The 23,232-nt window shown below is 45.9% G+C and carries 18 protein-coding genes; 13 read left to right on the forward strand and 5 right to left on the reverse strand.

The window, feature by feature from the left end; all coding sequences use genetic code 11:
- The first annotated feature begins 166 nt into the window (after nucleotides 1-166).
- From malT to sstT, 7 genes are all read left to right on the forward strand, one after another.
- Nucleotides 167-2,875 carry an HTH-type transcriptional regulator MalT gene (gene malT, locus ITG09_20700; GenBank protein ID UPR53810.1) on the forward strand — a complete coding sequence of 903 codons (2,709 nt, stop codon included), beginning with the start codon at nucleotides 167-169 and terminating at the stop codon, nucleotides 2,873-2,875.
- A gap of 580 nt (nucleotides 2,876-3,455) precedes the next feature.
- On the forward strand, nucleotides 3,456-4,376 hold the full coding sequence (locus tag ITG09_20705) for a DUF368 domain-containing protein (GenBank protein ID UPR53811.1): 921 nt from the start codon (nucleotides 3,456-3,458) through the stop codon (nucleotides 4,374-4,376).
- Nucleotides 4,377-4,573: 197 nt separating this feature from the next.
- Nucleotides 4,574-5,014 (forward strand): hypothetical protein, encoded by a 441-nt coding sequence (locus tag ITG09_20710; GenBank protein ID UPR53812.1) that lies wholly within the window; start codon nucleotides 4,574-4,576, stop codon nucleotides 5,012-5,014.
- Nucleotides 5,011-5,607, forward strand: a complete 597-nt coding sequence (locus ITG09_20715) for an SCO family protein (protein UPR53813.1) — start codon at nucleotides 5,011-5,013, stop codon at nucleotides 5,605-5,607. Before ITG09_20710 ends, ITG09_20715 begins: the two co-directional genes overlap by 4 nt.
- 83 nt (nucleotides 5,608-5,690) lie before the next feature.
- Nucleotides 5,691-6,149 (forward strand): copper chaperone PCu(A)C, encoded by a 459-nt coding sequence (locus ITG09_20720; GenBank protein UPR53814.1) that lies wholly within the window; start codon nucleotides 5,691-5,693, stop codon nucleotides 6,147-6,149.
- Between the two features lie 485 nt (nucleotides 6,150-6,634).
- Nucleotides 6,635-7,696: a ribosome small subunit-dependent GTPase A gene (rsgA, locus tag ITG09_20725; GenBank protein ID UPR53815.1), complete on the forward strand. Its 1,062-nt coding sequence runs from the start codon at nucleotides 6,635-6,637 to the stop codon at nucleotides 7,694-7,696.
- A gap of 393 nt (nucleotides 7,697-8,089) precedes the next feature.
- Nucleotides 8,090-9,304: a serine/threonine transporter SstT gene (sstT, locus tag ITG09_20730; GenBank protein ID UPR53816.1), complete on the forward strand. Its 1,215-nt coding sequence runs from the start codon at nucleotides 8,090-8,092 to the stop codon at nucleotides 9,302-9,304.
- A gap of 163 nt (nucleotides 9,305-9,467) precedes the next feature.
- Here the strand turns inward: sstT and ITG09_20735 are convergent, their stop codons facing one another.
- The 3 genes from ITG09_20735 to ITG09_20745 form a co-directional block, all read right to left on the reverse strand.
- The gene (locus ITG09_20735) at nucleotides 9,468-10,688 is read right to left on the reverse strand and encodes a sel1 repeat family protein (protein UPR53817.1); all 1,221 of its coding nucleotides are present in this window, start codon (nucleotides 10,686-10,688) and stop codon (nucleotides 9,468-9,470) included.
- A 296-nt stretch (nucleotides 10,689-10,984) separates the two neighbouring features.
- Nucleotides 10,985-11,587 carry a response regulator transcription factor gene (locus ITG09_20740; GenBank protein UPR53818.1) on the reverse strand — a complete coding sequence of 201 codons (603 nt, stop codon included), beginning with the start codon at nucleotides 11,585-11,587 and terminating at the stop codon, nucleotides 10,985-10,987.
- A gap of 11 nt (nucleotides 11,588-11,598) precedes the next feature.
- Nucleotides 11,599-13,488 (reverse strand): sensor histidine kinase, encoded by a 1,890-nt coding sequence (locus ITG09_20745; protein ID UPR53819.1) that lies wholly within the window; start codon nucleotides 13,486-13,488, stop codon nucleotides 11,599-11,601.
- A gap of 258 nt (nucleotides 13,489-13,746) precedes the next feature.
- Between ITG09_20745 and ITG09_20750 the strand changes: the two genes are divergently transcribed.
- From ITG09_20750 to ITG09_20770, 5 genes are all read left to right on the forward strand, one after another.
- Nucleotides 13,747-14,583, forward strand: coding sequence for a 4Fe-4S binding protein (locus ITG09_20750; GenBank protein ID UPR53820.1), 837 nt, complete (start codon nucleotides 13,747-13,749; stop codon nucleotides 14,581-14,583).
- Entirely contained in the window at nucleotides 14,580-15,737 is a 1,158-nt protein-coding gene (gene nrfD / locus ITG09_20755; protein UPR53821.1) for a polysulfide reductase NrfD, read from the forward strand. The genes ITG09_20750 and nrfD overlap by 4 nt, the downstream gene beginning before the upstream one ends.
- A 14-nt stretch (nucleotides 15,738-15,751) precedes the next feature.
- On the forward strand, nucleotides 15,752-18,844 hold the full coding sequence (gene ttrA, locus ITG09_20760; GenBank protein ID UPR53822.1) for a tetrathionate reductase subunit TtrA: 3,093 nt from the start codon (nucleotides 15,752-15,754) through the stop codon (nucleotides 18,842-18,844).
- A gap of 412 nt (nucleotides 18,845-19,256) precedes the next feature.
- Nucleotides 19,257-19,898 (forward strand): c-type cytochrome, encoded by a 642-nt coding sequence (locus ITG09_20765; protein UPR53823.1) that lies wholly within the window; start codon nucleotides 19,257-19,259, stop codon nucleotides 19,896-19,898.
- Nucleotides 19,899-19,907: 9 nt separating this feature from the next.
- Entirely contained in the window at nucleotides 19,908-20,969 is a 1,062-nt protein-coding gene (locus ITG09_20770; protein UPR53824.1) for a c-type cytochrome, read from the forward strand.
- A 140-nt stretch (nucleotides 20,970-21,109) separates the two neighbouring features.
- On the opposite strand, the gene ITG09_20775 is transcribed toward ITG09_20770, so the two are convergent.
- Together ITG09_20775 and ITG09_20780 are read right to left on the reverse strand one after the other, a co-directional pair.
- Nucleotides 21,110-22,039 (reverse strand): LysR family transcriptional regulator, encoded by a 930-nt coding sequence (locus tag ITG09_20775; GenBank protein UPR53825.1) that lies wholly within the window; start codon nucleotides 22,037-22,039, stop codon nucleotides 21,110-21,112.
- Nucleotides 22,040-22,065: 26 nt separating this feature from the next.
- On the reverse strand, nucleotides 22,066-22,506 hold the full coding sequence (locus tag ITG09_20780; GenBank protein ID UPR53826.1) for an Lrp/AsnC family transcriptional regulator: 441 nt from the start codon (nucleotides 22,504-22,506) through the stop codon (nucleotides 22,066-22,068).
- A gap of 141 nt (nucleotides 22,507-22,647) precedes the next feature.
- Between ITG09_20780 and ITG09_20785 the strand changes: the two genes are divergently transcribed.
- Nucleotides 22,648-23,232 carry a LysE family translocator gene (locus ITG09_20785; GenBank protein ID UPR53827.1) on the forward strand — a complete coding sequence of 195 codons (585 nt, stop codon included), beginning with the start codon at nucleotides 22,648-22,650 and terminating at the stop codon, nucleotides 23,230-23,232.

Genomic DNA, 23,232 nt, shown 5'->3' on the forward strand with positions numbered 1-23,232 from the left:
AACATGCAGGAGCGCAAGGTTTCTGAGGAGGATCATAGTCGGTAACGTTTTGCTTCACGTAGTATGAGTAAAGACTTAAGTAATTAGGCTAATGTCATTGGAGTGCACTCAACGATAGATTGGGATATTCCAGAACATAGCCACGGAATAGGTGTAAAACTTCGATATGTGGATCCCTTCGAAACTGACTCGTCCCGGCCGCTTACATAATGCAATCCTACGACCTAGGGTTCTCGATCTGCTTCACAATGCAGATTGCTATAAGCTTGTGTTATTCCGCTCTCCTGCGGGCTACGGCAAAACCACCATGGCTGCACAATGGTTGATAGATAAACCCAATGTGGGTTGGTACAGCATTGATGATAGTGACAACGATGCCTTCCGCTTTATCAACTACCTACTTCAATCACTTAATAAAGCGACTCAAAATGCCTGTCCTAATGCCCAGAAACTGGCAGAAAAACGACAGTTTTCATCACTGCTTTCTTTATTGAGTGAAGTGTTCGCCGAGATGTCGGAATTCCATCACGAGTGTTTTCTGGTTTTGGATGACTATCACTTGGTCAACAATGACGACATCCACGAAGCCATGCGCTTCTTCCTCAAACACATGCCCGACAACCTAACCTTGGTTGTCACCAGTAGAGGTACGCCACCGCTTGGTACAGCAAACCTACGCGTTCGTGACTTAATGATCGAATTAGGTAATGACTCGTTGGCGTTTGATACCGAAGAAACCACACGCTTTTTCAACCAACGCGTAGCGGATGGCATTGATGACACCACGGCAGATAGCATCTGTAGTTATGTAGAGGGTTGGCCTTCTGCATTGCAACTTATCGCGCTACAAGCACAGCACCAAAAACGCACCCTTGCACAGTCCGCAGAGTCGTTCTCTCACTTTAACCACGCCCATCTTTGGGACTACTTGGTTGAAGAAGTATTCGACCTGCTAGACAAAGAAACCCGACAGTTCTTGATGCAATGTTCTGTGCTTGATCACTTCAACGATGAGCTTGTATGTGCACTTACACAACGTGAAGACGCACTGGGTATGATCGAATCACTCAACCGATTTGGCTTATTCATCTACCCGCTTGAAGGCGAGAAAAACTGGTACCGATTCCACAATCTATTCGGTGAATTTCTTGCCCATGAGCGCCAAGCTCGAATTCCGCAACAAGAAGCCGAGTTGCACCGAAGTGCCGCGAAAGCGTGGATAAAACAGAACACACCACACCAAGCTTTACGACATGCGCAACGCGCTGAAGATCCAGAACTGATCATTCAAATCCTGACTGAACACGGGTGGCCGATGTTCAACCAAGGTGAGCTTTCATCACTAGAGATGGCGATCAAACAGCTGACTACCGATCAACTTTACAGTGAGCCTAAACTGTCCATGTTGCGTGCATGGCTTGCACAAAGTCAGCACCGTTATGATCAAGTGGGTACTTTGTTGGAAGAGGCTGAGACTCAATATCAAGCTCGAAACATTGAACTCGATACTCAGCAGCAAGGCCAATACAACGCCTTACGTGCACAAGTTGCCATTAACAGCAATGAACCTGAAAAAGCATTAGAACTGGCTGAGCTTTCGTTGAGCCAACTGAACACCACCGTTTATCGTAGCCGCATTGTCGCAACCTCGGTTGTGGGCGAAGTGAATCACGTAATGGGTAACCTAAGCCGTGCGCTACCGATGATGCAACAAACAGAAAAACTTGCACGTCAGTATCAGGTTTACCATCAGGCTCTATGGGCTATTCTGCAACAGAGCGAGATCTTGATTGCTCAAGGTTATGTTCAAGCTGCATTTGAACTACAAGACAGTGCGTTCAAATTGATTGAAGAGCATCAGCTCCAATACGTGCCTCTGCATGAATTTTTGCTGCGTGTTCGCGCTCAGATCTTCTGGTGTTGGAACCGACTAGATGAAGCGGAAGAGTGTTGCTACAAAGGCTTAGATATCCTTGGCCACCACTCACCAAGTAAGCACCTACACAGCTATTCGATGCTGGCTCGTATCTCGCTTAGCCGTGGTGAAATTGATAAAGCATCTAAGTTTATCGATCAAATCCAACACCTACTGCGTCAATCAACGTACCACGTAGATTGGACGGCAAATGCTTCTCTTTCTTTGATTCTATTCTGGCAAGTAAAAGGCGATAAAGAAGCCATTCGTGATTGGCTGAGTGTGGCTGTTCGACCTGAATCGGCAAGCAACCACTTCTGCCAACTTCAGTGGCGAAACATCGTTCGTGCTCACATCATCCTTGAGCAATATGAAGACGCAGAAGAAGCGCTGACTTTCCTTAAGAGTGAAGCCCAACGTTCACACCTAATTACAGACACCAACCGCAACTTGATCGTTGAAGCCGTGTTACGTACACAAATTAACGATGAAGACAGCGCACGTGTACTGCTTGAAGAAGCGCTTCATATGACGAACCAAACCGGTATGGTCGGTAACTTCTTAGTCGACGGTGGCACTATCGGACATATCCTAGATAAGTTGAGCAACAAACCAGGTCTGGGCGATTTAGAACGCCACCGTGCTCAGCAGATCATGAAGGACATCTCAACTACGCAACGCAGCCGTTCGGTTCATTTCGACGAAGACTTTGTTGAGAACTTGGTTAATCACCCGAACATTCCTGAACTTGTGCGCACTAGCCCACTTACCCAACGTGAATGGCAGGTACTTGGTCTGATTTATTCAGGGTTCAGTAATGAGCAGATCGCTCAAGAACTCGATGTAGCGGGTACCACGATCAAGACTCACATCCGTAACCTTTACCAAAAGCTCAATATTGCTAACCGTAAAGAAGCAATCAGCACGGCGGAGAACTTACTGCAGTTAATGGGGTACTAAAACGGATTCGAGATTGATTCGAGATTGATTCGAGAAAAGCTTAAGCTAGTCACCGATGGTGGCTGGCTTTTTTTTCATCTGAAGTTTAGAGCCTAAAAATGTAAGAACGGGAAAAGAAAAAAGACAATCACCAAACGACAGGCAAAAAAATAGCCAACCGCAATAATCGCGATTGGCTCTATATATTTGTGAACAAATTATAAGTTCACTAACAACGTCAGTTGGCTAGGTGACCCTCGGCTTAAGAAGGGTCAATGTATATAATGCAGTTAGCGTGCCAACTTTTATTCGACGTTTTATAAGCCCTGCATCGCATAAAAACCGTTAATCCATCATGCGAATTGCAAAGTGCATTTGCATAATGCAACTAAGATGCAATATTGATAAGAGATCAGTTTCATCTCTGTTCTTAATGATAAATCACTAAGTGGTTGTTATCTAAATGTTAGGCAAATATTCACTTCAACTTATTGCCTTACAATTAATAGAGTAATAAAAGCCCTTCCCCAAAAGCATATTCATACTTTTTTTACACTAAAGTTTGTATACTGCACAAAATCATCCTCAACTCTATGAAGCAATGAACTACTTAAGTACTTTTTTCAAAGGCATGGCAATGGGCGCAGCCGATGTTGTCCCTGGCGTGTCGGGCGGAACCATCGCATTCATCACTGGTATCTACGATACGCTGCTAGAAAGCATTCGAAGAATTAACCCTAGCGTACTTGGCTTATGGAAACGCGAAGGCTTCAAAGCCGCGTTTAATCACATCAATGGTTTCTTCCTAATTTCACTGTTCGCAGGCGTATTCACCAGCATTGCGACATTTGCAAAACTGATTTCTTGGTTATTGGTCACCCACCCTGTTCCGCTGTGGTCTTTCTTTTTCGGCCTGATCTTGGTGTCGGTTTTCCATATTCTTAAGCAAGTAGAGAAGCGCGATATGATTCGATTCGTGTTTTTGCTGCTTGGCGTTGCTTTCGCTTACAGCATTACCGTGCTTAAGCCGCTACAAATGGAACCGACCAGCATCAACGTTCTCATTGCGGGTGCGATTGCGATCTGCGCGATGATTCTACCGGGAATTTCAGGCAGCTTTATTCTGCTTCTGATTGGTATGTATGGCCCAGTGCTTGGCGCTGTTAAATCGTTTCAAATCGATGTACTTGCCCTATTCCTTGGTGGCTGTGTGATCGGCCTACTGACCTTCTCGCACGTACTTTCTTGGTTACTGCGCTCATTCCGCGATTTCACATTGGTATTCTTAACCGGTTTGATGATCGGTACGCTGCCTAAGATCTGGCCGTGGAAAGAGACCATCAGCTGGCGCACAAACTCAAAAGGTGAACAAGTGCCTCTGATTCAAGAAAACCTATCACCGTTTGATTTTGAAGCCGTAACCTCTCAGCCTTCTCAGCTCACTTTATCGGTGATCATGATGTTGGTGGCTATCGCGCTAGTGCTAGGTTTAGAAAAGTTTGCAGAGCGTAATGCTGACTAATATCTAACAAACGTGCTTAAATTAGCATGTAGGGTGCCGAGCTCAGATAGCGATGCACCTTGTGGAATGAATCAAAGCGAAGCTTATGGCTTCGCTTTTTTATATCTACCATACGCACAAAATTGCTTTTTGATACAAGCACGTATTGAGGGGTATGATAACATCGCGGCTCTTATAAAATTAGATGAGAACACGACATGCACTCTGCATTAAAGGTTGCTGCTCTTGGGATCGCTCTTGTGGCAGGCTTTTATGGGCCACAAGCAATTCAGCAGTTTAAATCAGCGATGGAGCACTCAACTGCCGACGTCAACTTGGATGATTACTGCATGCTTTCAACCGCATCGTGTGAGCAAAATGCGGTGGCGATGACACTCGATAGTGAGACGGCTCAGCCACTCGTTCCAAGTAAAATCAAAGTAGTCTGGGAAGGCGCAGCATCTGACACATTAATGCTGTCACTCACGGGCTTAGAAATGGAAATGGGATCAGCACGTTTTCAATTAAAGAATATTGGCAACAATACCTATGAAGGTGATGTAATTTTACCTGTGTGTACCATGGATAAAATGACTTGGCTTGGCGAACTCACCGATGGTGTTGAAACCGTAAACCCTGCAATAAGGATGGCAAGATGAGTAAGAATTGGTCGTTAGCATTAGTGGTAGCGTTTGTACTTGGCTTTGGTGTCAAAAGCTACCTTGATGGGCAAAACGAAGCTCAAGAACAGCACGCTGTAAAGCAAGAGTTCTCCGCAACAACCCTTTTTGGTAAAGATAATCAGCCAACGGAAATCTTTGACGAAACCGACGACAGAATTCGTATCGTTTACTTCGGTTTCACACGTTGCCCAGATGTATGCCCTACCTCACTAGCAATGTTAGCTGGAGCACTTAACCAAGTCTCTGACGAAGCAAAAGCAAAGATTCGCCCAATGTTTGTCTCTCTTGATCCTGAGCGCGATGCCGCAGAAGCTTCTTACGAATACGCACAATACTTCCACCCAATGATGGAAGGATTAAGTGGCCCGTTAGACGTGACAACCACGCTTGCACATAACTACGGTGTTATTTTCAGAAAGACCAAGCTTGAAGGTTCAGAATTGGAATATACCCTTGACCACAGCTCATATTTTTATTTTTTAAAGCCCGACGGTACCTTGATAACTAAAGTACCGCACACGTTAACGCCAGCGCCAATTGTTGAGGCTATCAACAAGCTGACGCAGTAAGACGTAACAACAAAGAACTTAACCAATAAAGTTCAAACATAAAGTCAGATCCCAGACCAAAACATAAAAATAAGGACAACAACATGAAGTTAAAAGCACTTGCTCTAGCAGGCTTATTGCTCACTCCCTTTGCTCACGCGAATAGCGACATTATGGTTTACGACGCGTACGCTCGCGCAACACCACCTTCAGCAGTGAACAGCGCAGTATTCACGACTCTGATGAACCACAGCGATAAAGATCGCGCTATTGTTTCTGCAACGACACCTGCTGCAGGCAAGGTAGAGCTTCATGATGTTATCGTTGATGGCGACGTAATGAAGATGCGCCAAGTTCAAGAGATCACAATTCCTGCGAATGGTGAAGCGGTACTTAAACCTGGCAGCCTGCACATTATGTTGTTCGACCTAAAAGAGGGTCTAAAAGAAGGTGAGCAGATCGAGATGACTCTGACTTTCGCTAACGGTGAAACGCAAACCTTTGAAGCGCCAGTTAAGAAAGTAATGAGCGGCATGAAAAAGATGAATCACGATCATCACTAATCGGATTCACAATCAATGAAACAAATTAAGCCACGATGACTTCTCGCCATCGTGGCTTTTTGCTAAACTGAGCTCGCTTTTTATTCAAAGCCTGACCACATTAATAACCAAGGAGAATAGAAGATGATTGTAATGAAAACACTAAAACTGGCAGTAAAAGTAACGCGTTAATTTGTTTGGTTAAGCAAACTTTAATCTCGAACGACCAACTTAAACCATCGACTGGCTACCGCACACTTTTACCCGGTTTACTATTGATCTGTAAGTGATCAATACCTGCATGCTCAGCAATGCATGACTAAATCCGGGGTCCTATCTATTTGAATTCGACCCAAGCTCAAAACATTTTTGACGTCTCGATGCTTTTATCTCATCAACACTTTTTGATCTCCTCAACAAACTGAGATCTCACAAGATGTTAATGCTCTCATAAGACTTTAATGCACTCATAAGAAAAGAAAGCTCGCACGTCTGGGTAAATAAACATGAATTCACAAAACGCATTTTCTCATCCAATGTCACTTCAACAACTTGGATGGCAACCTGTATTCCAACAACAACTGACACTCGAAGACTATGATCATTCCGTCATTGCTCGTATCGTCGCACATCATTGCAGCCGCTATACACTAGCGTCAGAACAGGGCGAAATCGTTCTGCCTATCCATCAAAACCAACCCGCAATGACGGTTGGCGACTGGGTAATCTTGAGCTCTGAGCTTCAATTCGACCGTTTGCTAGAGCGTCAATCGCTCTTCAGCCGTAAAGCAGCGGGCAGTCGCGTCGCAGAACAATATATTTCAGCCAATATCGACACCGTTTTTATCGTGGTCTCGTTAAACAATGACTTTAATCTGAGCCGCATCGAGCGTTATCTCGCACTCGCCAATGAAGCTCAAGTTGAAGCCGTTATAGTACTGACTAAGAAAGACTTGTGTGACGACCACCAAGACAAAGTACAGCAAGTGCAAAGCTTAGATTCTATGCTGATGATCGAAGCAGTGAACAGCCTTGACCAAGAATCAACTCAAGTATTGTCACCTTGGTGTAAAACAGGCAAAACCGTCGCTTTGATGGGCTCATCTGGTGTGGGCAAATCTACGCTAGTAAACTCATTGCTCGGTGAAACTCAGCAAGCGACGGGTGGCATTCGCGAAGACGACAGTAAAGGTCGTCATACAACCACATCACGATCGCTCCACTTGCTAACATCGGGTGGTTTACTGCTCGATACTCCAGGAATGCGAGAGCTACAACTTGCTGACTGTGCTGAAGGCGTGAGTGAAACCTTTTCTGATGTCGAAGAGTTAGCCATGCATTGTCGTTTCTCTGATTGTCATCATGAATCCGAGCCGGGATGCAAGATACGCAAAGCCATTGAGGATGGTGATTTGTCTGAAAGACGATTTACTAACTATCAAAAGTTATTGAGAGAGCAAGCCAGAAATGGCGCCTCATTGGCAGAGCAACGCGCGAACAGCAAACAACTTTCCAAGATGTACAAAACCGTACAGTCAGAAAGCCGAAACATAAAAAAAATCGACTGACTAAACCAATCAAGTTAATCACAATACGCTTTATTAAAACGACGAAGCCCCACCGTGTTAAACACGTGGGGCTTTTTGTTTCAATTTGGTAGCAAAGCGACTATTTATGCACACAATGTTCTTACCTATGAGCATTTACATTTCTAAACTTACAGTGCATTAGGTCTAATAAATGTAGTTCCGCAGATTTATAGCCCAATCAAAATACAATTATTTAACATTTAGCTCTAAAAACACCACGTAGCGCAAACAATCACCCTAAAAGTAAACTATTCCTAGACACCCTCTAAGATCCCGCTAATATGACCGCCCATTCCACTAGTGTATAGTTGGATTTGGTACAACTTTATAAAAGATACATCACTATAATAATTTAACAATTGCAGGTATTTTATGCAAAATCACAACATGCTCGCCCGCATCGCTCGTGGGAACCTTGTCCTACAGATCCTTGCTGGTATTGTTTTCGGTGTCGTTCTCGCCATGGTTTCTCCTTCAGCAGCTCAAGACGCAGGCCTACTAGGTAGTCTGTTTGTTGGTGCTCTGAAAGCTGTTGCCCCAATTTTAGTATTCATTCTTGTTGCAGCTTCTATCGCAAACCAAAAGAAAGGTCAGCATACTCATATGCGTCCAATCATTGTGCTTTACCTGATTGGTACGTTCTCTGCTGCACTGACAGCTGTAGTACTGAGCTTCATGTTCCCAACCACTTTGACACTGGTTGCTGGCGCTGAAGGTGCTAACCCTCCTCAAGGTATCGCGGAAGTTCTTCATACCCTTCTATTCAAGCTTGTAGATAACCCAGTTAGCGCGCTAATGAACGCGAACTACATCGGCATTCTTGCTTGGGCAATCGGTCTTGGTCTTGCACTGCACCACGCATCTGCAACAACCAAAGCGGTTTTCGAAGACCTCAGCCACAGTGTTTCACACATTGTTCGCTTCATTATCCGTCTTGCGCCATTTGGTATCTTTGGTCTTGTTTCAACGACATTCGCAACAACGGGCTTCGATGCTCTAGCAAGCTACGGTCAACTGCTAGCAGTTCTACTTAGCTCAATGCTGATCATTGCACTTGTGGTTAACCCACTGCTTGTATTTGCAAAAACAAAACAGAACCCATACCCACTTGTGCTGCAATGTATTCGTGAATCTGGTGTAACGGCGTTCTTCACTCGTTCAAGTGCTGCAAACATCCCAGTGAACATGAACCTTTGTAAGAAGCTAAACCTAGACGAAGATACTTACTCTGTATCTATTCCTCTAGGTGCAACGATCAACATGGCGGGTGCTGCAATCACTATCACTGTGTTAACACTTGCTGCTGTACACACAATGGGTATTGAGATTGATATCTTCACTGCGATTCTACTAAGCCTTGTTGCTGCAATTTCAGCATGTGGCGCATCGGGTGTTGCTGGTGGTTCACTACTGCTTATCCCACTAGCTTGTGGCCTATTCGGTATTTCTAACGATGTAGCGATGCAGGTTGTAGCGGTAGGTTTCATTATCGGTGTGATTCAAGATTCGGCTGAAACAGCACTTAACAGCTCAACTGACGTAGTGTTCACTGCGGCTGTATGTATAGCTGAGCAAAACAAAGCTTAATAAGCTTTTGGTTTTAGTTCTTAGTTCTTAGTTCTTAGTTCTTAGTTCTTAGTTCTTAAAGCAAAAAGCACGCAAATAAAAAGGGAAGCATCAGCTTCCCTTTTTGTTGTCTTGAGTTTCTCGATTAGAACTAAAACGACCTATCAACCACAATGAGTGCAACTTACTGGCTTCTATTCCAGTTAGACTCAACAGCAGACTGACTGAAATCTAGAGGGTCACTATTTGGTGTCGCTTGTCTCTCTGTTGAAGCTTGTTCGGTGTTAGGTTGCTGGCTGTAATCAACATTAGTATCTTGAGCATTCGGCGCTTGAGTCGCTATGTGGCTCTCATCTACATTCAACTCATTACCTTCTTCATCGAGCACTTCTTTTACTTTCTTAGGAACAGGTATATTGCGTTTGTAGAGCTTGTTAAGCGCTTTAATGATTGAATGCTTAGTGATTGCTTCTTGGGTCAGCTTAGTCATTATCGGTTTAGTTAGGGCCTGTAAGCCCACGACTGCATCCACACCAAGCTCCCCGCCTACTTTATCCCTCAAATGCTTGGCTTCTGAGTAACCAAAATGAGCCGATAGAAATAGCCAGATATAAGCAATGGCATTGCCGTGCTCGCCATGGTCGATCCAAGCCTCACCCGCTCTAAACATCGCTTCTGCACTGTTCTTTTCTGCGGCCGTCTCAAACCAATAAACCGCCTCACCATGGTTAGGCTCGACACCAACACCGTTCAAATAGCTCATACCGAGTTTGATCTTGCCGTCTAGGTTATTTTTTTCAGCTGCCTTGTGGTACCACTCAAACGAGCTTTCGGCGGAATAATCTGGGTTTTCTTTGTCTAGACACCAGTCACCGATAAACAGCATCGCTTCGGTATTACCACCAGCCGCTGACTCTTCAATATAGGTATAACCCTTAGGGATGTTTTTATCGGTTCCACGACCAAAGACGAGCGCTTTACCCATCTCGAATTTCGCTGATACGTCATTGTCTAAAGCAGAGATTGCCAGCTGCCAAAAGTTGGCTTTCTCTCTTAAAATCAGGTCTTCTTTACGCTTCATGCTTAGGCGCACAATACCGTACATGCCATTTATATTATCTAAATGCGCGGCTTTATCGTACCAATACAAAGCTTCCTTAATATTGTTACGTTCGGCCTCTTTCGCTAAATACAGAATCGACGGAACATGTCCAGTTTCTGCTTTGAAATGGCGCTCTTTTTGCTCTTGGATGCGCGCTTTTTCAATCGCTTTTCGGTAAGCGACCGCACGAGCTTTGCGTTCTTGTTCCAAGCGCTGCTTTCTTAGCGATAAAGAAATCAGCCACACAGCGACAAGTATTAACGAAAGAGCCGTCGCACCAATTGCGATTCCCATTGTACTCATAAAATATTTAACCTAACTCGGCTGATACAAATCTCGGTGTCGAGGAGTCATCAACCTATAGCGAATGTTTCGAATTACAGGGAAAAGCGCCGTTATTATAACGTTCTGCCCTAAAATGAACTCAGTTCAGTATCTCAGGAATACATAACGATAAAAAGTCTACTTAGACCTATCCGTATGCATGCCATAAATGGTGTGATCTTGCTTCAATATCGATTACTTATGAAGACCACCTTTCATTAGAAAATCACTAGTAAAGGGAATGATTTTCCACTCTTTATCTCTTACATTTATGGTTAGGTAAGCTGCCCATAAATGTATGCCAACTCAGCGACCGTTTTCGCAGAAAACTTCTTCATCAAACTCGCTCTGTGGACTTCCACAGTTCTCATTGCGATACATAATTCATCGGCAATTTTTTGGTTGCGTTTTCCGTCGATGATCTGCTTAAGAATGTCGATTTCGCGTTCAGTCAATGATGCATACGCTTGGCGATACACATTCATGTGTAAGTGCTTTTCGGAAGCCTCCAAACCTTGTTTGATTGCCTCAGCTAACTCATTGCCTTTCACTGGCTTTTGGAAGAAATTCACCGCGCCGGCTTGTAAAGCTTCTACCGCCATTGGCACGTCGCCATGCCCTGTCAAATAGATCACCGACAGTGGGCTCTGCGCTTTCACCATTAACTCATGAACTTGTTGCCCTCTCATTTCAGGCATTCGGCTGTCTAACACCACGCAACCTGGCGCACTCAAATCCACTGAATCCAGAAAGCTCGGGCCATCTTCATAGGCTGACACCGTAAAATCATGCTCTTCCAATAAGAACACCAATGAGTCACGCATCGACTCATCGTCATCAACCACATAGACCGGCAACGTTTGATGAAGTTCAGACATAACAAGATTCCTTATGAATCATTTGAAAGAGAAAAAGGTAACGTCACTGCGACGTGACAGCCGTGAGGAGTCAGTGATTTGATGGTCATTTGGCCGCTGTGGTCTTCAATCACGTCTTGGCAAATCGCAAGCCCTAAACCCAAACCGTTTTCTTTGCTACTCACAAAGGCTTGAGTGACTTGCTGCTCAGTAAAATCTAAGCCCGTACCGTTATCGATAACCGACAACATCATTTTATCCGGTTGATACTCGGTAATCACTTTAATTGTCGCAGGTTCACTGTTTTTGTTATCAATATCAGACGGAGCGCTTTGTTGGCGATGCTGTTGTGCATTACAGGCATCGGTCGCATTATTGATCAGGTTTACAATCACTTGTTGTAGCCCCACCGAATCAACATGCATTTCAATAGGCTTACCAACGGCGTGGCGCTCAATGGTTATCTTGTGCTTCTGTAATCGGAATTGCAGTAGTTCAATGGTGTCTGTAAGCAACTGTTCTATATCGGTCTGAGACTTCTCTGATGAGCGTTTTTTGATCATGTTTCTCAAGCGCTGGATGATTGCGTCAGCACGATCCACTTGCGACTGGATCTTCTCAAATACAGGCTCTATGTCAGTCAGTGGTTTGTTCTTCGAAATCCGCAGTAAACCACCTTCGCTGTAGTTACGAATGGCCGCCAAAGGCTGATTGATCTCGTGCGCCAAACTGCTTCCTAACTCACCAACTACTGCGATACGTTGAGAGTGCTCAAGTTGCTCACTCTTGCTTTTTAGCTTGTGCAATGTGGCTTCTAACTGTTTTTTGCTACGGCTGAATTTGTATTCCAACCAGAAGTGGTAAGCATTCAGTAACACCACAAGAATGAAGAACGCCCATGCCCATTGCTGATTGTACTTAAGCCAGATTAACGCTTCCTTCCACCATGGCTGTTGCAGTGGGTGCATGTCGAGCTGCTGATACAGCTTGTCGATGGAGAGCAGACTAGTTGGTGACGTCCAACCCGAAGCATTGGCCGCAATCGCTGGCGCACTGCTCTTTGGCATTGAAAACAGCACCTGACTCATTTGTTTAGCCAGTGCTGAAGAGGCTCGTTCTGTTTTAGCAAACGACCAGTTGGAATACAGAGGTGTAGACACTTGGCACCGGAAGCCCTCTGGCGCTTGATTACCGATGATTCGATATTGCCCAGCCACCAACAAACCTTCGCTAATCATGTTTTCAACCAAGCAGGCAGGGACTACTGCCGCTTCAATGTGACCTTCTCGAAGTTGATACAGACTGGCATCAATCGGGAAGCCCAAGAAATGAGTATTAGAGAAAAAGTGATTGGGATTGAGTCCCTCTTGCATGACTTGGTAACGCATAGTCAGGTAGCCGCCAAACGCATTTTCAGAAACCGCAGCAATTGGCTTTCCGCTCAGTTGTTCAAACGAGATATACGGTGACATTCTTCTGACCACCAATGCAGAACCTATACTGCGCGTGCTGCTTACACCTTGATCGTCGTAATTGTGACTAGTCATGGTTGCCATCCAAGAGAGCGCGTATTGACGCCCTAAGCGAACTGCTTGACCGGGATTCGTGACAACAAAATCGACCGTGACATCTTTCACCGCTTCCGCCATTTCTTCCAAATTAAAAGGCTTTAGAACAAAGTGCTTACCCGAAATGCGTTCAGACAACCAATCCATTGTTGGCTGCCAGCGTTGCTGCGCCGAAAGCTTACCTCGAGTCGCCAACACACCAACCTCGATAATTTGTTCGGGTTCATCTGTGTTTTGGCTTGTGCTTGTGCTTGGAGCTGCTATCGCTTGTTCAGATTGAGCAGCGACACACACACCTGCGGCTAGGCTCAACCAACAAAGGCTGACAAGGGTCATTAGTTTTTGAACGGTCACTGAAATCTCTTTCTCCAAACGGACTGTTTTCCAATTTATTCTGGCTTCATTTTAGGTTAGCGACATACTCCACACTGAGCTTATGCTTTAGGTCGCCTTAAATAATCCTCTGAAACAAAGCATAACAGCTAGATTGCTAAAACCGCATTTGTTCTAGATCAACTTTAATCTGGGTATGTGGAAATCCACAATATCCCGTGTACGGCCAAAATCTGACAATGAGCCCAACAGAACGAATACCCATTTATAGGTACCAATATGGACTCATTGAAAAGACGGTTTCTCAGCCAATTCGGTAAAGTTTCCGCCGGTGCTGCGCTCATTCCCATTACCGGAATCAACACCGCAGTCGCGAGCACAGCCATTCGCAATAACAACCAACCTGACCGCAAAGGCGAAGTAGGTAAACGCTACGCAATGGCGATCGATTTACGCAAATGCGTTGGCTGTCAGGCATGTACTGTTGGCTGCAGCGTTGAAAACCAAGCGCCGATTGGCCAGTTCAGAACCACCGTAAAACAGTATGAAGTCTCCCTTGATGATGGCTCGACGGCTCAACAAGAGGTGAAATCATTCATGTTGCCTCGCCTTTGCAATCACTGCGACGATGCTCCCTGCATCAAGGTTTGTCCTGTTCAAGCGACCTTCCAGCGTGAAGACGGCATTGTGATGGTGGATAACGAGCGCTGCGTAGCCTGTGCCTACTGTGTTCAAGCTTGCCCTTACGATGCTCGCTTCATCAATAACGACACCCTTACCGCTGATAAATGTACCTTCTGTGCACACCGCCTTGAAGACGGCTTACTGCCCGCTTGTGTAGAAACTTGTGTCGGTGGCGCGCGTGTCATCGGTGACCTTAAAGATCCAAACAGCGAGATCAACCGTCTGCTTAATGAAAACCAAGACGACATCAAGGTGCTCAAGCCAGAGCAGAATACCAACCCCCATGTTTTCTATATCGGCATGAACGAGCGATTCGTTAGCCACATTGAAGGCCAACCTGCGATTTATGATCCAGCCTCCATCGATAACTCATCCTCTAGCAAACAAGAATTGGCAATCGCGACACAAGGCAAACAAGGAGAGACAGCATGAATATCACTGAGGTGTTAGTTCCCGCTCAAGAGATCGCTTGGCTACCGTGGGCGGTTCAATATTTCTTCTACATTGGTTCGGCTTACGCGGCCGCTATTCTGTTTTTGATTGCTCTGATATTCAAGAACTCAACCAGCCACCAATTCCGTTCAGCGCTTGTGCTTGTGATGGCCATCGGCGCAATTGTTGGGCCACTAGCACTAACAGGTGACTTACACCAACCAGGACGTGCGTGGCATTTCTATGCCCACATCACGCCTTGGTCATGGATGTCATTAGGCTCTCTGTTTTTGCCTCTGTTCTCTGGGCTAGCTGTCGCGACTGCTTGGGTTTACCTACGTGATGACATCGCGCAGCTTAAAGAAAACGATAATCCACTGCTAAAACGACTAGCTTGGCTGACCCTCGGCCAATGGCAAATATCGACAAAGCTGATGATTGCACTCGCTGCTGCGACGGCTATTTCTGGCTTAAGTATCGCGCTTTACACAGGCGCAGAGATTGCGATTTTGGCGAGCCGCCCGCTTTGGCATCAACCGGCTTCCCCGCTGCTTTGGTTCACAACAGCCTTCTTTGCTGCAACGAGCTTAACGTTGTTGATTTGGGCTCTACTGCCTTCAAGCAAGCCAAGTTTAAAACCAACAGATCTCGCTATAGTGCAAAGAACCATTACGTTAACGGGCGGCCTTGCCATTATTCTTACGTCGATTTGGGCATCTAACCATGGTCACTTCAATTTGTATGAGAACGACGCTTGGGGCATTAATTTAGGCATCATGACTACTAGTATTTTACTTTGCATGATCTTGGTTCTTCCGCTGCAGCATCTATCGCAAAGCAAACTAGGAATTATCTGTGTTGCGCTTGCTACCATCGTTTCAGCATGGGCGGTGCGTTGGGTGACCATGATGGAGGTTCAAACCATTCCACGTTTTGATGTAGGCCCATTCCCCTATGAACTGCCAATGGGTAGCGCTGGTTTACTTGGCATTGTTGGTATGTGTGGCCTTTGGTTAGCACTTGCGTTGTTCGCCTCTGAAATCGTGTCGACTCGAACTATTGTATCTACACGAACAACTGGCTCTGCGCCAAAGACAACATCAAAGCCTAACCAAAATACATCGTCACCACTTAACCGCCCACATAGCTTGTAGTCTGAGGAATCATCATGGATAACAAACGTCGTCAATTTTTGAAAACAGGCCTTGCTGCCGGTGGTGTTGGAGCTTTTGCTGCAGGTTATGCGACAACCACAAAACACATGGTTCACGGTGCTATCGATGGTACCGCTGGTAAGAAAACCAATCACATCCATCACGGTAATTCGTTAGAGACGGAATACAGTGTCGATGAACAAGGTAAGATCTCGCCGAATCCAAACCAACGCGTTGCACCATCAATGTGTTTTGGTTGCTGGACATTGTGTGGCCTGCGTGTACGTATCGATAATCGCAATGACGAGATCTTGCGTATCTCGGGTAACCCGTACCACCCGCTATCAAGCGACCAACAAATCCCGTTCAAAACGCCCGTAAAAGACGCCTACATTGGCTTGTCTGGTGAATCAGGTATCAATAACCGCTCGACAGCCTGCGCCCGCGGTAACGGCATGTTAGAAATTCAAAACAGCCCGTACCGAATCACTCAACCGCTCAAACGTGTAGGTAAGCGTGGTGAAGGTAAATGGGAGCCGATCAGCTACGAACAACTCATCTCTGAGATCACCGAGGGTGGTGACTTATTCGGTGAAGGTGAAGTTGAAGGCTTACGATCGATTCGCGACATCGAAACACCACTTGATCCGAGCAATCCTGAGTACGGACCAAAAGCCAACCAACTGCTTGTGACCAATGCCGGTAATGAAGGGCGTGACGATATCTTGAAGCGCTTTGCATTTAACAGCTACGGCACTCGCAACTTTGGTCACCACGGTTCTTACTGTGGCTACGCGTTCCGCGCAGGTTCAGGTGCGATCATGAATGATCTAGACAAATTCTCGCACTTAAAGCCTGACTTCAATAACGCAGAGTTCATTCTTTTCATCGGTATGTCTCCGGCTCAAGCGGGTAACCCGTTTAAGCGCCAAGCAAGACAACTGGCTGAGGCTCGTACCAACGGAAAACTGAGCTACACCATAGTGACACCAAGCCTTCCTGCAGGATCTTCAAGCCTTGCTGCGGGCGATCGCAACAACTGGCTACCGATCAAACCGGGCACCGATTCAGCATTAGTACTGGGCATGATCCAATGGATCATCGAGAACCAACGCTACAATCACGACTTCTTGTCTCGCCCAAGTGCGCAAGCGATGCAAAAAGCAGGCACCACGCATTGGTGTAATGCTTCACACCTTGTGATCAGTGACGAAGCACACCCACAAAACGGGCGTATGCTTCGCGCATCGGATGTGGGTTTGCTAGAAACAGGCGAACCGATGTCTGACGATGATGGATTTATCGCACTGGATGTGACAACGTCACTATTATCATCGCATATTCAGGTGAATGAAGCGGCTCTGTTCGTCGATCAAGACGTAGAAATTGATGGTCAAACCGTTCGTGTGAAGTCTTCTCTACAAAGATTGAAGGAAGAAGCCTTCAAATATGACCTTGCTTACTACAGCGAACAGTGTGAAATCCCGCAAGACCAAATTATTGCACTAGCGAAACGCTTCACCAGCTACGGGACAAAAGCAGTTGTTGATACTCACGGTGGCAACATGCACACCAACGGCTTCTACAACTCGTTCTCTATCCTAATGCTGAACGCGCTGATCGGTAACATCAATGCAAAAGGCGGTGCGATGGCGAAAGCAGGTGGCTACCCAACTTCGGTTGCAGGCCCACGTTATGACTTTACCAAGTTCAAAGGCAAGACTAAGCCGCAAGGTGTGTTCTTGTCTCGTAGCAAGTTCCCGTATCACAAGACCAGCGAATACAAACGTCGTGTTGCGGCCGGTGAATCACCTTACCCAACACGCGCTCCTTGGTACCCAATCTCTGCACCGCTTTTAACCGAGCATTTATCAGCAGCAATTGATGGCTACCCTTACCGCGCAAAAGCGTGGATCAACCACATGGCGAATCCACTTTATGGCGTTCCAGGCTTAGATAACTTACTAGGCGAAAAGCTTAAAGATCCTAAACAGCTTGGCTTGATCGTGTCTATCGATGCCTTCATCAATGAGACCACAGCGTTATCGGATTACCTCGTGCCAGACACAGTGACCTACGAAAGTTGGGGCATGGCAACTCCATGGCATGGCGTTGCGACCAAAGCGATCACCGCTCGTTGGCCGATAGTTGAGCCTAAAACCTCACGCACTCAAGACGGACGCGCCATCAACTTAGAGAACTTCTTTATTGATCTGGCAAAAACGCTTGATCTCGGTGGCTTCGGTGAAAATGCAATCAAAGACAATCAAGGTAACTGGCACGGTATTCATAGTGCGGAAGATTTCTACCTACGCTCTGCGGCTAATCTAGCGTTCGTTAAAGGAGGAGTGCCGAATGTAGATGCCGAAGATATCGTTTGGTCTGGTCTAGAGCGCCTAGTGCCAGTGATGAACAAAACGCTTAAGCCAGAAGAGATGCTCAAAGTGGCGTATATCTTTGCGCGTGGCGGTCGTTTCGAAGACGCAACCAATGCCTACACCAATGAAATCATGAAATACAAATGGACCAAACCTTTGGCTATCTGGAATGAAAAGCTGGGGACCTCTCGTAACACCATCAGTGGCGAACAGTACATAGGTTGCCCGACATGGTATCCACAGAAGCTGGCAGACGGCACACCTTTGGCAGAGCAGTTCCCAACCAAAGATTGGCCATTTACTCTGACCAACTTTAAATCCAACATTCACAGCGCGGTGTCTAACTTGTCACCACGTTTGGAATCGATCAAAGGCGTGAACCCAGTTTACATTCACCCGCAAGACGCCTCTTCTGCTGGCATCAAAACAGGCGACGTATTCGCCATTGAAACACCGAGTTCAACCACACACGCGTTGGCGATGGTGATAGATGGCATCAAACAAGGCACATTAGGCTTTGAACACGGCTTTGGACACAAAGAGCTCGGTGAACGTGCACACTTGATTGGTGACACACAACAACCAGTGAAGATGAAGTCGAACGATGGCGTTAACATCAATGATATAGGCTTGATTGACCCGACGAGAGAAGGCAAAGGCGTCATGTTAGATTGGGTTGTGGGCGCAGCGGCAAGACAAGCACTTCCAGCTAAGATCTACAAAGTCTAGGCGTTACAAGCTCAGCTATTTCAGTCAATTAAAGACTGAGCACAGTAGAGCAACTTCTTAATTCGAGGTTGCTCTTCTTTTTCTAACCTACTCAACGCCAAATCATCAATTCTTCACATCACTTCTCTACGAGTTTCTTACCTAACTTCATCAAGCGTCTATGCTTATACAATCGGTGCCATAAAAGAGCCTTAACAAGCAGTTACACCGAGGCGAACATGGCAGTTCCCTTGCATTTCGTTAACGGCAGTTGGATCAGCCTATCGAAGTTCACATCAATACCATTATGGTAATTGAGGTTATTAATGTGAGACTTACCTCAAGTTCCAAGTGAATTAATGTGGAAATCCACAATAGCGCGAACATCCAATTATGTCGAAAATGCGTGCATTACAACCAATAGCGACGCCTCATGATTAAGCTGAAAATTAAAACTCAAACTCTAACGCTTTGCATCGCTGCTCTGGGAAGCCTTTCTTTATCCGGTTTTGCACAAGCAGCGCCTAACCCAATGCCAGAAGCCGCAGAAACCTGTAGCGGTTGCCACCAAGCTGACGGGAAAGGCATACCCAACATCGCCCCTATGCTTGCAGGGCTCAATGCTGACTATCTCGAACATCAACTGGTCTTATTCTCAAGTGGCGAGCGTCAAAGCGCGATCATGAAGGGCATGGCGGATGGCGTGTCTGATCCTGCGATTCGTCGTGAAGTTGCAGAATACTTCGCTTCACTGCCTTCTTATGAATTCACTGATTTAGAGCAGCGCGGCTCACAGGCTGATATTGATAATCCGTATCGTAAGCTGGTATTCCAAGGCGATTGGGACCGCAACATTCCAGCTTGTGCGACTTGTCATGGGCCAAGTGGTATGGGCGTAGACAAGTTCCCACGCCTAGCGAGCCAGCACGCCGACTACATTCAAACTCAGCTCAACGCTTGGAAAAACGGCACTCGTAAGGGTGATGATTTGAACATGATGGGCAATATCGCCGGTAAGTTGACCGACGATGAAATCAAAAACCTGTCTTACTACTTCGCATCTTTCCGATACTAAAGGGCTCGCATGAAAACATTACTTTTAATTACCGCAACCCTTGCCTCTGGAATCGCTTATGCCGAAGCTGAGTTGCCCGATCGCCAAACCGAATTGCCAGCTGTTGAGAAGCCACAAGATAACAAATATCTGGTGCCACGAGACTTAGTCGATATTCCTGCAGGGGAGTTTGGCGACAAAGTTAAACTGGGCTATTCACTGTTTGTCGATTCACAACAGATGCGTGGTACGTTCGTTGGCAATGAGCAAAACTGTGTCAACTGTCACATGCAAGCGGGCATGAAAGCGAATGCGGCGCCTCTTTGGGGAGCGTATATGGCCTACCCTGCGTATCGATCTAAGAATGACAAAGTAAACAGCTACGCAGAACGTATCCAAGGCTGCTTCACCTATTCAATGAATGGTCTGCCACCAGCTGAGGGTTCAAAAGAGATGGTCGCACTGACGGCGTATTCATACTGGCTGGCGATGGGCGGCATCTTAGACAAGAACGGCATGCAAGACACGCCCGTTCCTGAGATTAGCGATGCTGACTTACAAGTCGGTGGTAAAGCTGAAAGCTTCCCTCTCCCTGAAGAGCTGTTAAGCAAGTACCCGATCGATGATCGCAGTACGTTGGCAGGGCGTGGCTACCCTAAGATTGATAACCCTGAACAAGAGCCGTCAATAGCGCGTGGTGAAAAGGTTTACCAAACCAGCTGCCAAACCTGTCATGGTCAAAATGGTGAAGGCATCAAAGGAACTGACGGCCGATCATACTTCCCACCACTGTGGGGCGAAAACGCGTATAACTGGGGTGCGGGTATGCACCGGGTGAACACCGCTGCCTACTTTATCTATGAAAACATGCCTCTTGGAAAGAGCCAGCAGCTTTCGATTCAAGATGCATGGGATGTGGCCGCTTTTGTCAACAGTCATGAGCGTCCACAAGATCCGAGATACAAAGGCGATGTGGCTGCTAATGCCGAGCGCTACCACAACCATCAAGGCTACTACGGCAAAGAAGTTGATGGCCACGTGCTAGGTACAAAAGCTTACCCGAGTGGCAAAGAAGTAATTCATGAGCATTGATAGGAATTAATGAATATGAGCCACTCACACCAGCTATAGCTAAGCTTTACATTGTAAATTAGTGACTACCGGAAAGTAAAAAGGAGCCAGATCGTATGGCGATCTGGCTCCTTTTTTGATTTGATATGACAGAGAAACAACTAACCTTGCTGCATCTTCTCCCAAATGGTCGGTGAGCCAATATAATCTTGAACCGTCGTAATGAATTCTTTCACCAGCTTGGTCTGCTTTCGGTGCGGATAGACAGCATAGATCGCGGTATCAATTGTAGAAATCGGGTAATCCGGAAGCAAAGTAACCAAGCCAAGTTCTTTCATTGATGCATACAGGTTTGATTGATCAAGGAAGCCATAGCCCAAGCCGTCTTTTACGCAAGAGACCATGGTGCGAACATCACTCACCTTATAGTTCCCACGAATAGTTAGGCTCTGGAAAGTATTTCCTCCCGGCTCTTCACTGATTCTCAGATGATCGACCGTCATATCACCATTGGTATAAATCACAGCGGGTAACGCGAGCAAATCTTGTGGCGTTTTAGGTTCACCATGCTCTTTCACAAAGTCGTTAGACGCGACCAACATAAAGTTACTGTCGGCAATCTTCTTGGCAATCAAATTCGATTCAACGAGCTTACTGAAGCGAAACGCGATATCAAACTGCCCTGCGATAATATTGGCGATCTTGTCGTCCAATGACAGCACAATCTGAACATCTGGGTACTTTCTCATGAACTGAGTAATGATAGGTTGCAAGTATTGCTGACCAAAATAGATCGGCGACGTAATTCGTAGTACACCTTTGGGTTCAGACTGGTATGAATCTGCAATGCCTTGGATCTGATTAATAGTATCTTTCAGCACATAGGTTTGCGCTAAAATATCTTCCCCTGCCGACGTCAAAGAAAACGAACGCGTAGAACGATTGAGTAGCTGAACACCTAAGTCTTGCTCAAGCTTTTTTATCTGTTTAGAGAGTGATGAATTGTCCATATCATGCAAGGTTGCCGCTTTGGTGAACGACCCTTGTTGAACCACATCTAAGAACAATAATAACTGATTAGTATTTGGCACTGCGCCTCTCCTGAAATAAAACTCGACTAGCGTTCATCTTTGGGGGTATCCATCACAACCATGGTCGTTATTGATTGAACCTGAGCGCACTCCCCAAGCACATCGGCATGAAACTTCTTATAGCCCGGCAGATCTTTAGTTTCTACTCTCAGCAAATACTCGTTAGCACCGGTAATGTTGTGGCATTCCACCACCTCTTTTTCCATGCTGACATGCTGTTCAAATTCTAGCTGAGCCGATTTGCTGTGGCTCGATAAACCAATCGAAACATAAGCAATAAAGCCGACCCCCATCAGGTTATTATCCAGAACTGCGCGGTAACCTTGAATGACCCCTTTACGCTCGAGATCTTGCACTCGCCTTAGGGTCGCTGAAGCCGACAAACCAATTCGTTCTGAAAGCTCAATGTTGGAGATTCTGCCGTCCAATTTAAGCTCTTGCAATATCCTTTCGTCAAATCTATCCATAGGTACTTATTATTGTGCATTTAGTGATAATAATTGAAATAAAAGCACATAATTGCCTCACTTTCCACCTACTATGTTTCTCAACACGTGAAAGTCATGACCGGTCAGTCACTTCGTTCATTTTATTGCTGGAGAACCATTATGCCTTTAGAACAACTTAGCGCACTTGCCTTGTTTGCGTTTGTCTCGACCTTCACGCCGGGTCCAAATAACATAATGCTCATGACATCAGGTGCCAATGTTGGCTTTGCCCGTACTATTCCGCACATGCTTGGGATAGCTCTAGGGTTTGCCGCGATGTTGTTGTTGGTTGGCTTCGGCTTAATGGGCATTTTCAACGCTTACCCTGTCTCTCACCAAATATTGAAATATCTAAGCCTGACTTACCTTGTGTATCTAGCAATTAAGATAGCATTGAGCGGCAAAGCCAAAAGTACCGAGGCTTATAAACCAATGACCTTCATTGGCGCGGCAAGTTTTCAGTGGGTAAACCCTAAAGGTTGGTCAATGGCACTGACTGCGATTTCAGTGTACAGCAGCGGCAGTTCATGGTGGGAACTTGCGATCATCGCGGCGATATTCACTCTGGCCAACTTACCATCTGTGACATTCTGGACAGCAGCAGGTAAGCAACTGCAACACTGGCTAACAACGCCAATTCGCATCAAAAGCTTCAACTACGGTATGGCAGGCTTACTTCTCGCATCGACAATTCCGATGCTCTAA

Origin of the sequence: Vibrio cyclitrophicus (genome assembly GCA_023206055.1) — a bacterium.
Taxonomy (GTDB): domain Bacteria; phylum Pseudomonadota; class Gammaproteobacteria; order Enterobacterales; family Vibrionaceae; genus Vibrio; species Vibrio cyclitrophicus_A.

Excerpts from the sequence above, each read along its gene's own strand:
- nrfD (UPR53821.1), top strand. The coding sequence starts at position 14,580 with ATGAATATCACTGAGGTGTTAGTTCCCGCTCAAGAGATCGCTTGGCTA.
- ITG09_20710 (UPR53812.1), top strand. The coding sequence starts at position 4,574 with ATGCACTCTGCATTAAAGGTTGCTGCTCTTGGGATCGCTCTTGTGGCA.
- ITG09_20785 (UPR53827.1), top strand. The coding sequence starts at position 22,648 with ATGCCTTTAGAACAACTTAGCGCACTTGCCTTGTTTGCGTTTGTCTCG.
- ITG09_20780 (UPR53826.1), bottom strand. The coding sequence starts at position 22,506 with ATGGATAGATTTGACGAAAGGATATTGCAAGAGCTTAAATTGGACGGC.
- ITG09_20765 (UPR53823.1), top strand. The coding sequence starts at position 19,257 with ATGATTAAGCTGAAAATTAAAACTCAAACTCTAACGCTTTGCATCGCT.
- malT (UPR53810.1), top strand. The coding sequence starts at position 167 with ATGTGGATCCCTTCGAAACTGACTCGTCCCGGCCGCTTACATAATGCA.
- ITG09_20720 (UPR53814.1), top strand. The coding sequence starts at position 5,691 with ATGAAGTTAAAAGCACTTGCTCTAGCAGGCTTATTGCTCACTCCCTTT.
- ITG09_20715 (UPR53813.1), top strand. The coding sequence starts at position 5,011 with ATGAGTAAGAATTGGTCGTTAGCATTAGTGGTAGCGTTTGTACTTGGC.
- ttrA (UPR53822.1), top strand. The coding sequence starts at position 15,752 with ATGGATAACAAACGTCGTCAATTTTTGAAAACAGGCCTTGCTGCCGGT.
- ITG09_20705 (UPR53811.1), top strand. The coding sequence starts at position 3,456 with ATGAACTACTTAAGTACTTTTTTCAAAGGCATGGCAATGGGCGCAGCC.
- ITG09_20740 (UPR53818.1), bottom strand. The coding sequence starts at position 11,587 with ATGTCTGAACTTCATCAAACGTTGCCGGTCTATGTGGTTGATGACGAT.
- sstT (UPR53816.1), top strand. The coding sequence starts at position 8,090 with ATGCAAAATCACAACATGCTCGCCCGCATCGCTCGTGGGAACCTTGTC.
- rsgA (UPR53815.1), top strand. The coding sequence starts at position 6,635 with ATGAATTCACAAAACGCATTTTCTCATCCAATGTCACTTCAACAACTT.
- ITG09_20735 (UPR53817.1), bottom strand. The coding sequence starts at position 10,688 with ATGAGTACAATGGGAATCGCAATTGGTGCGACGGCTCTTTCGTTAATA.
- ITG09_20750 (UPR53820.1), top strand. The coding sequence starts at position 13,747 with ATGGACTCATTGAAAAGACGGTTTCTCAGCCAATTCGGTAAAGTTTCC.
- ITG09_20770 (UPR53824.1), top strand. The coding sequence starts at position 19,908 with ATGAAAACATTACTTTTAATTACCGCAACCCTTGCCTCTGGAATCGCT.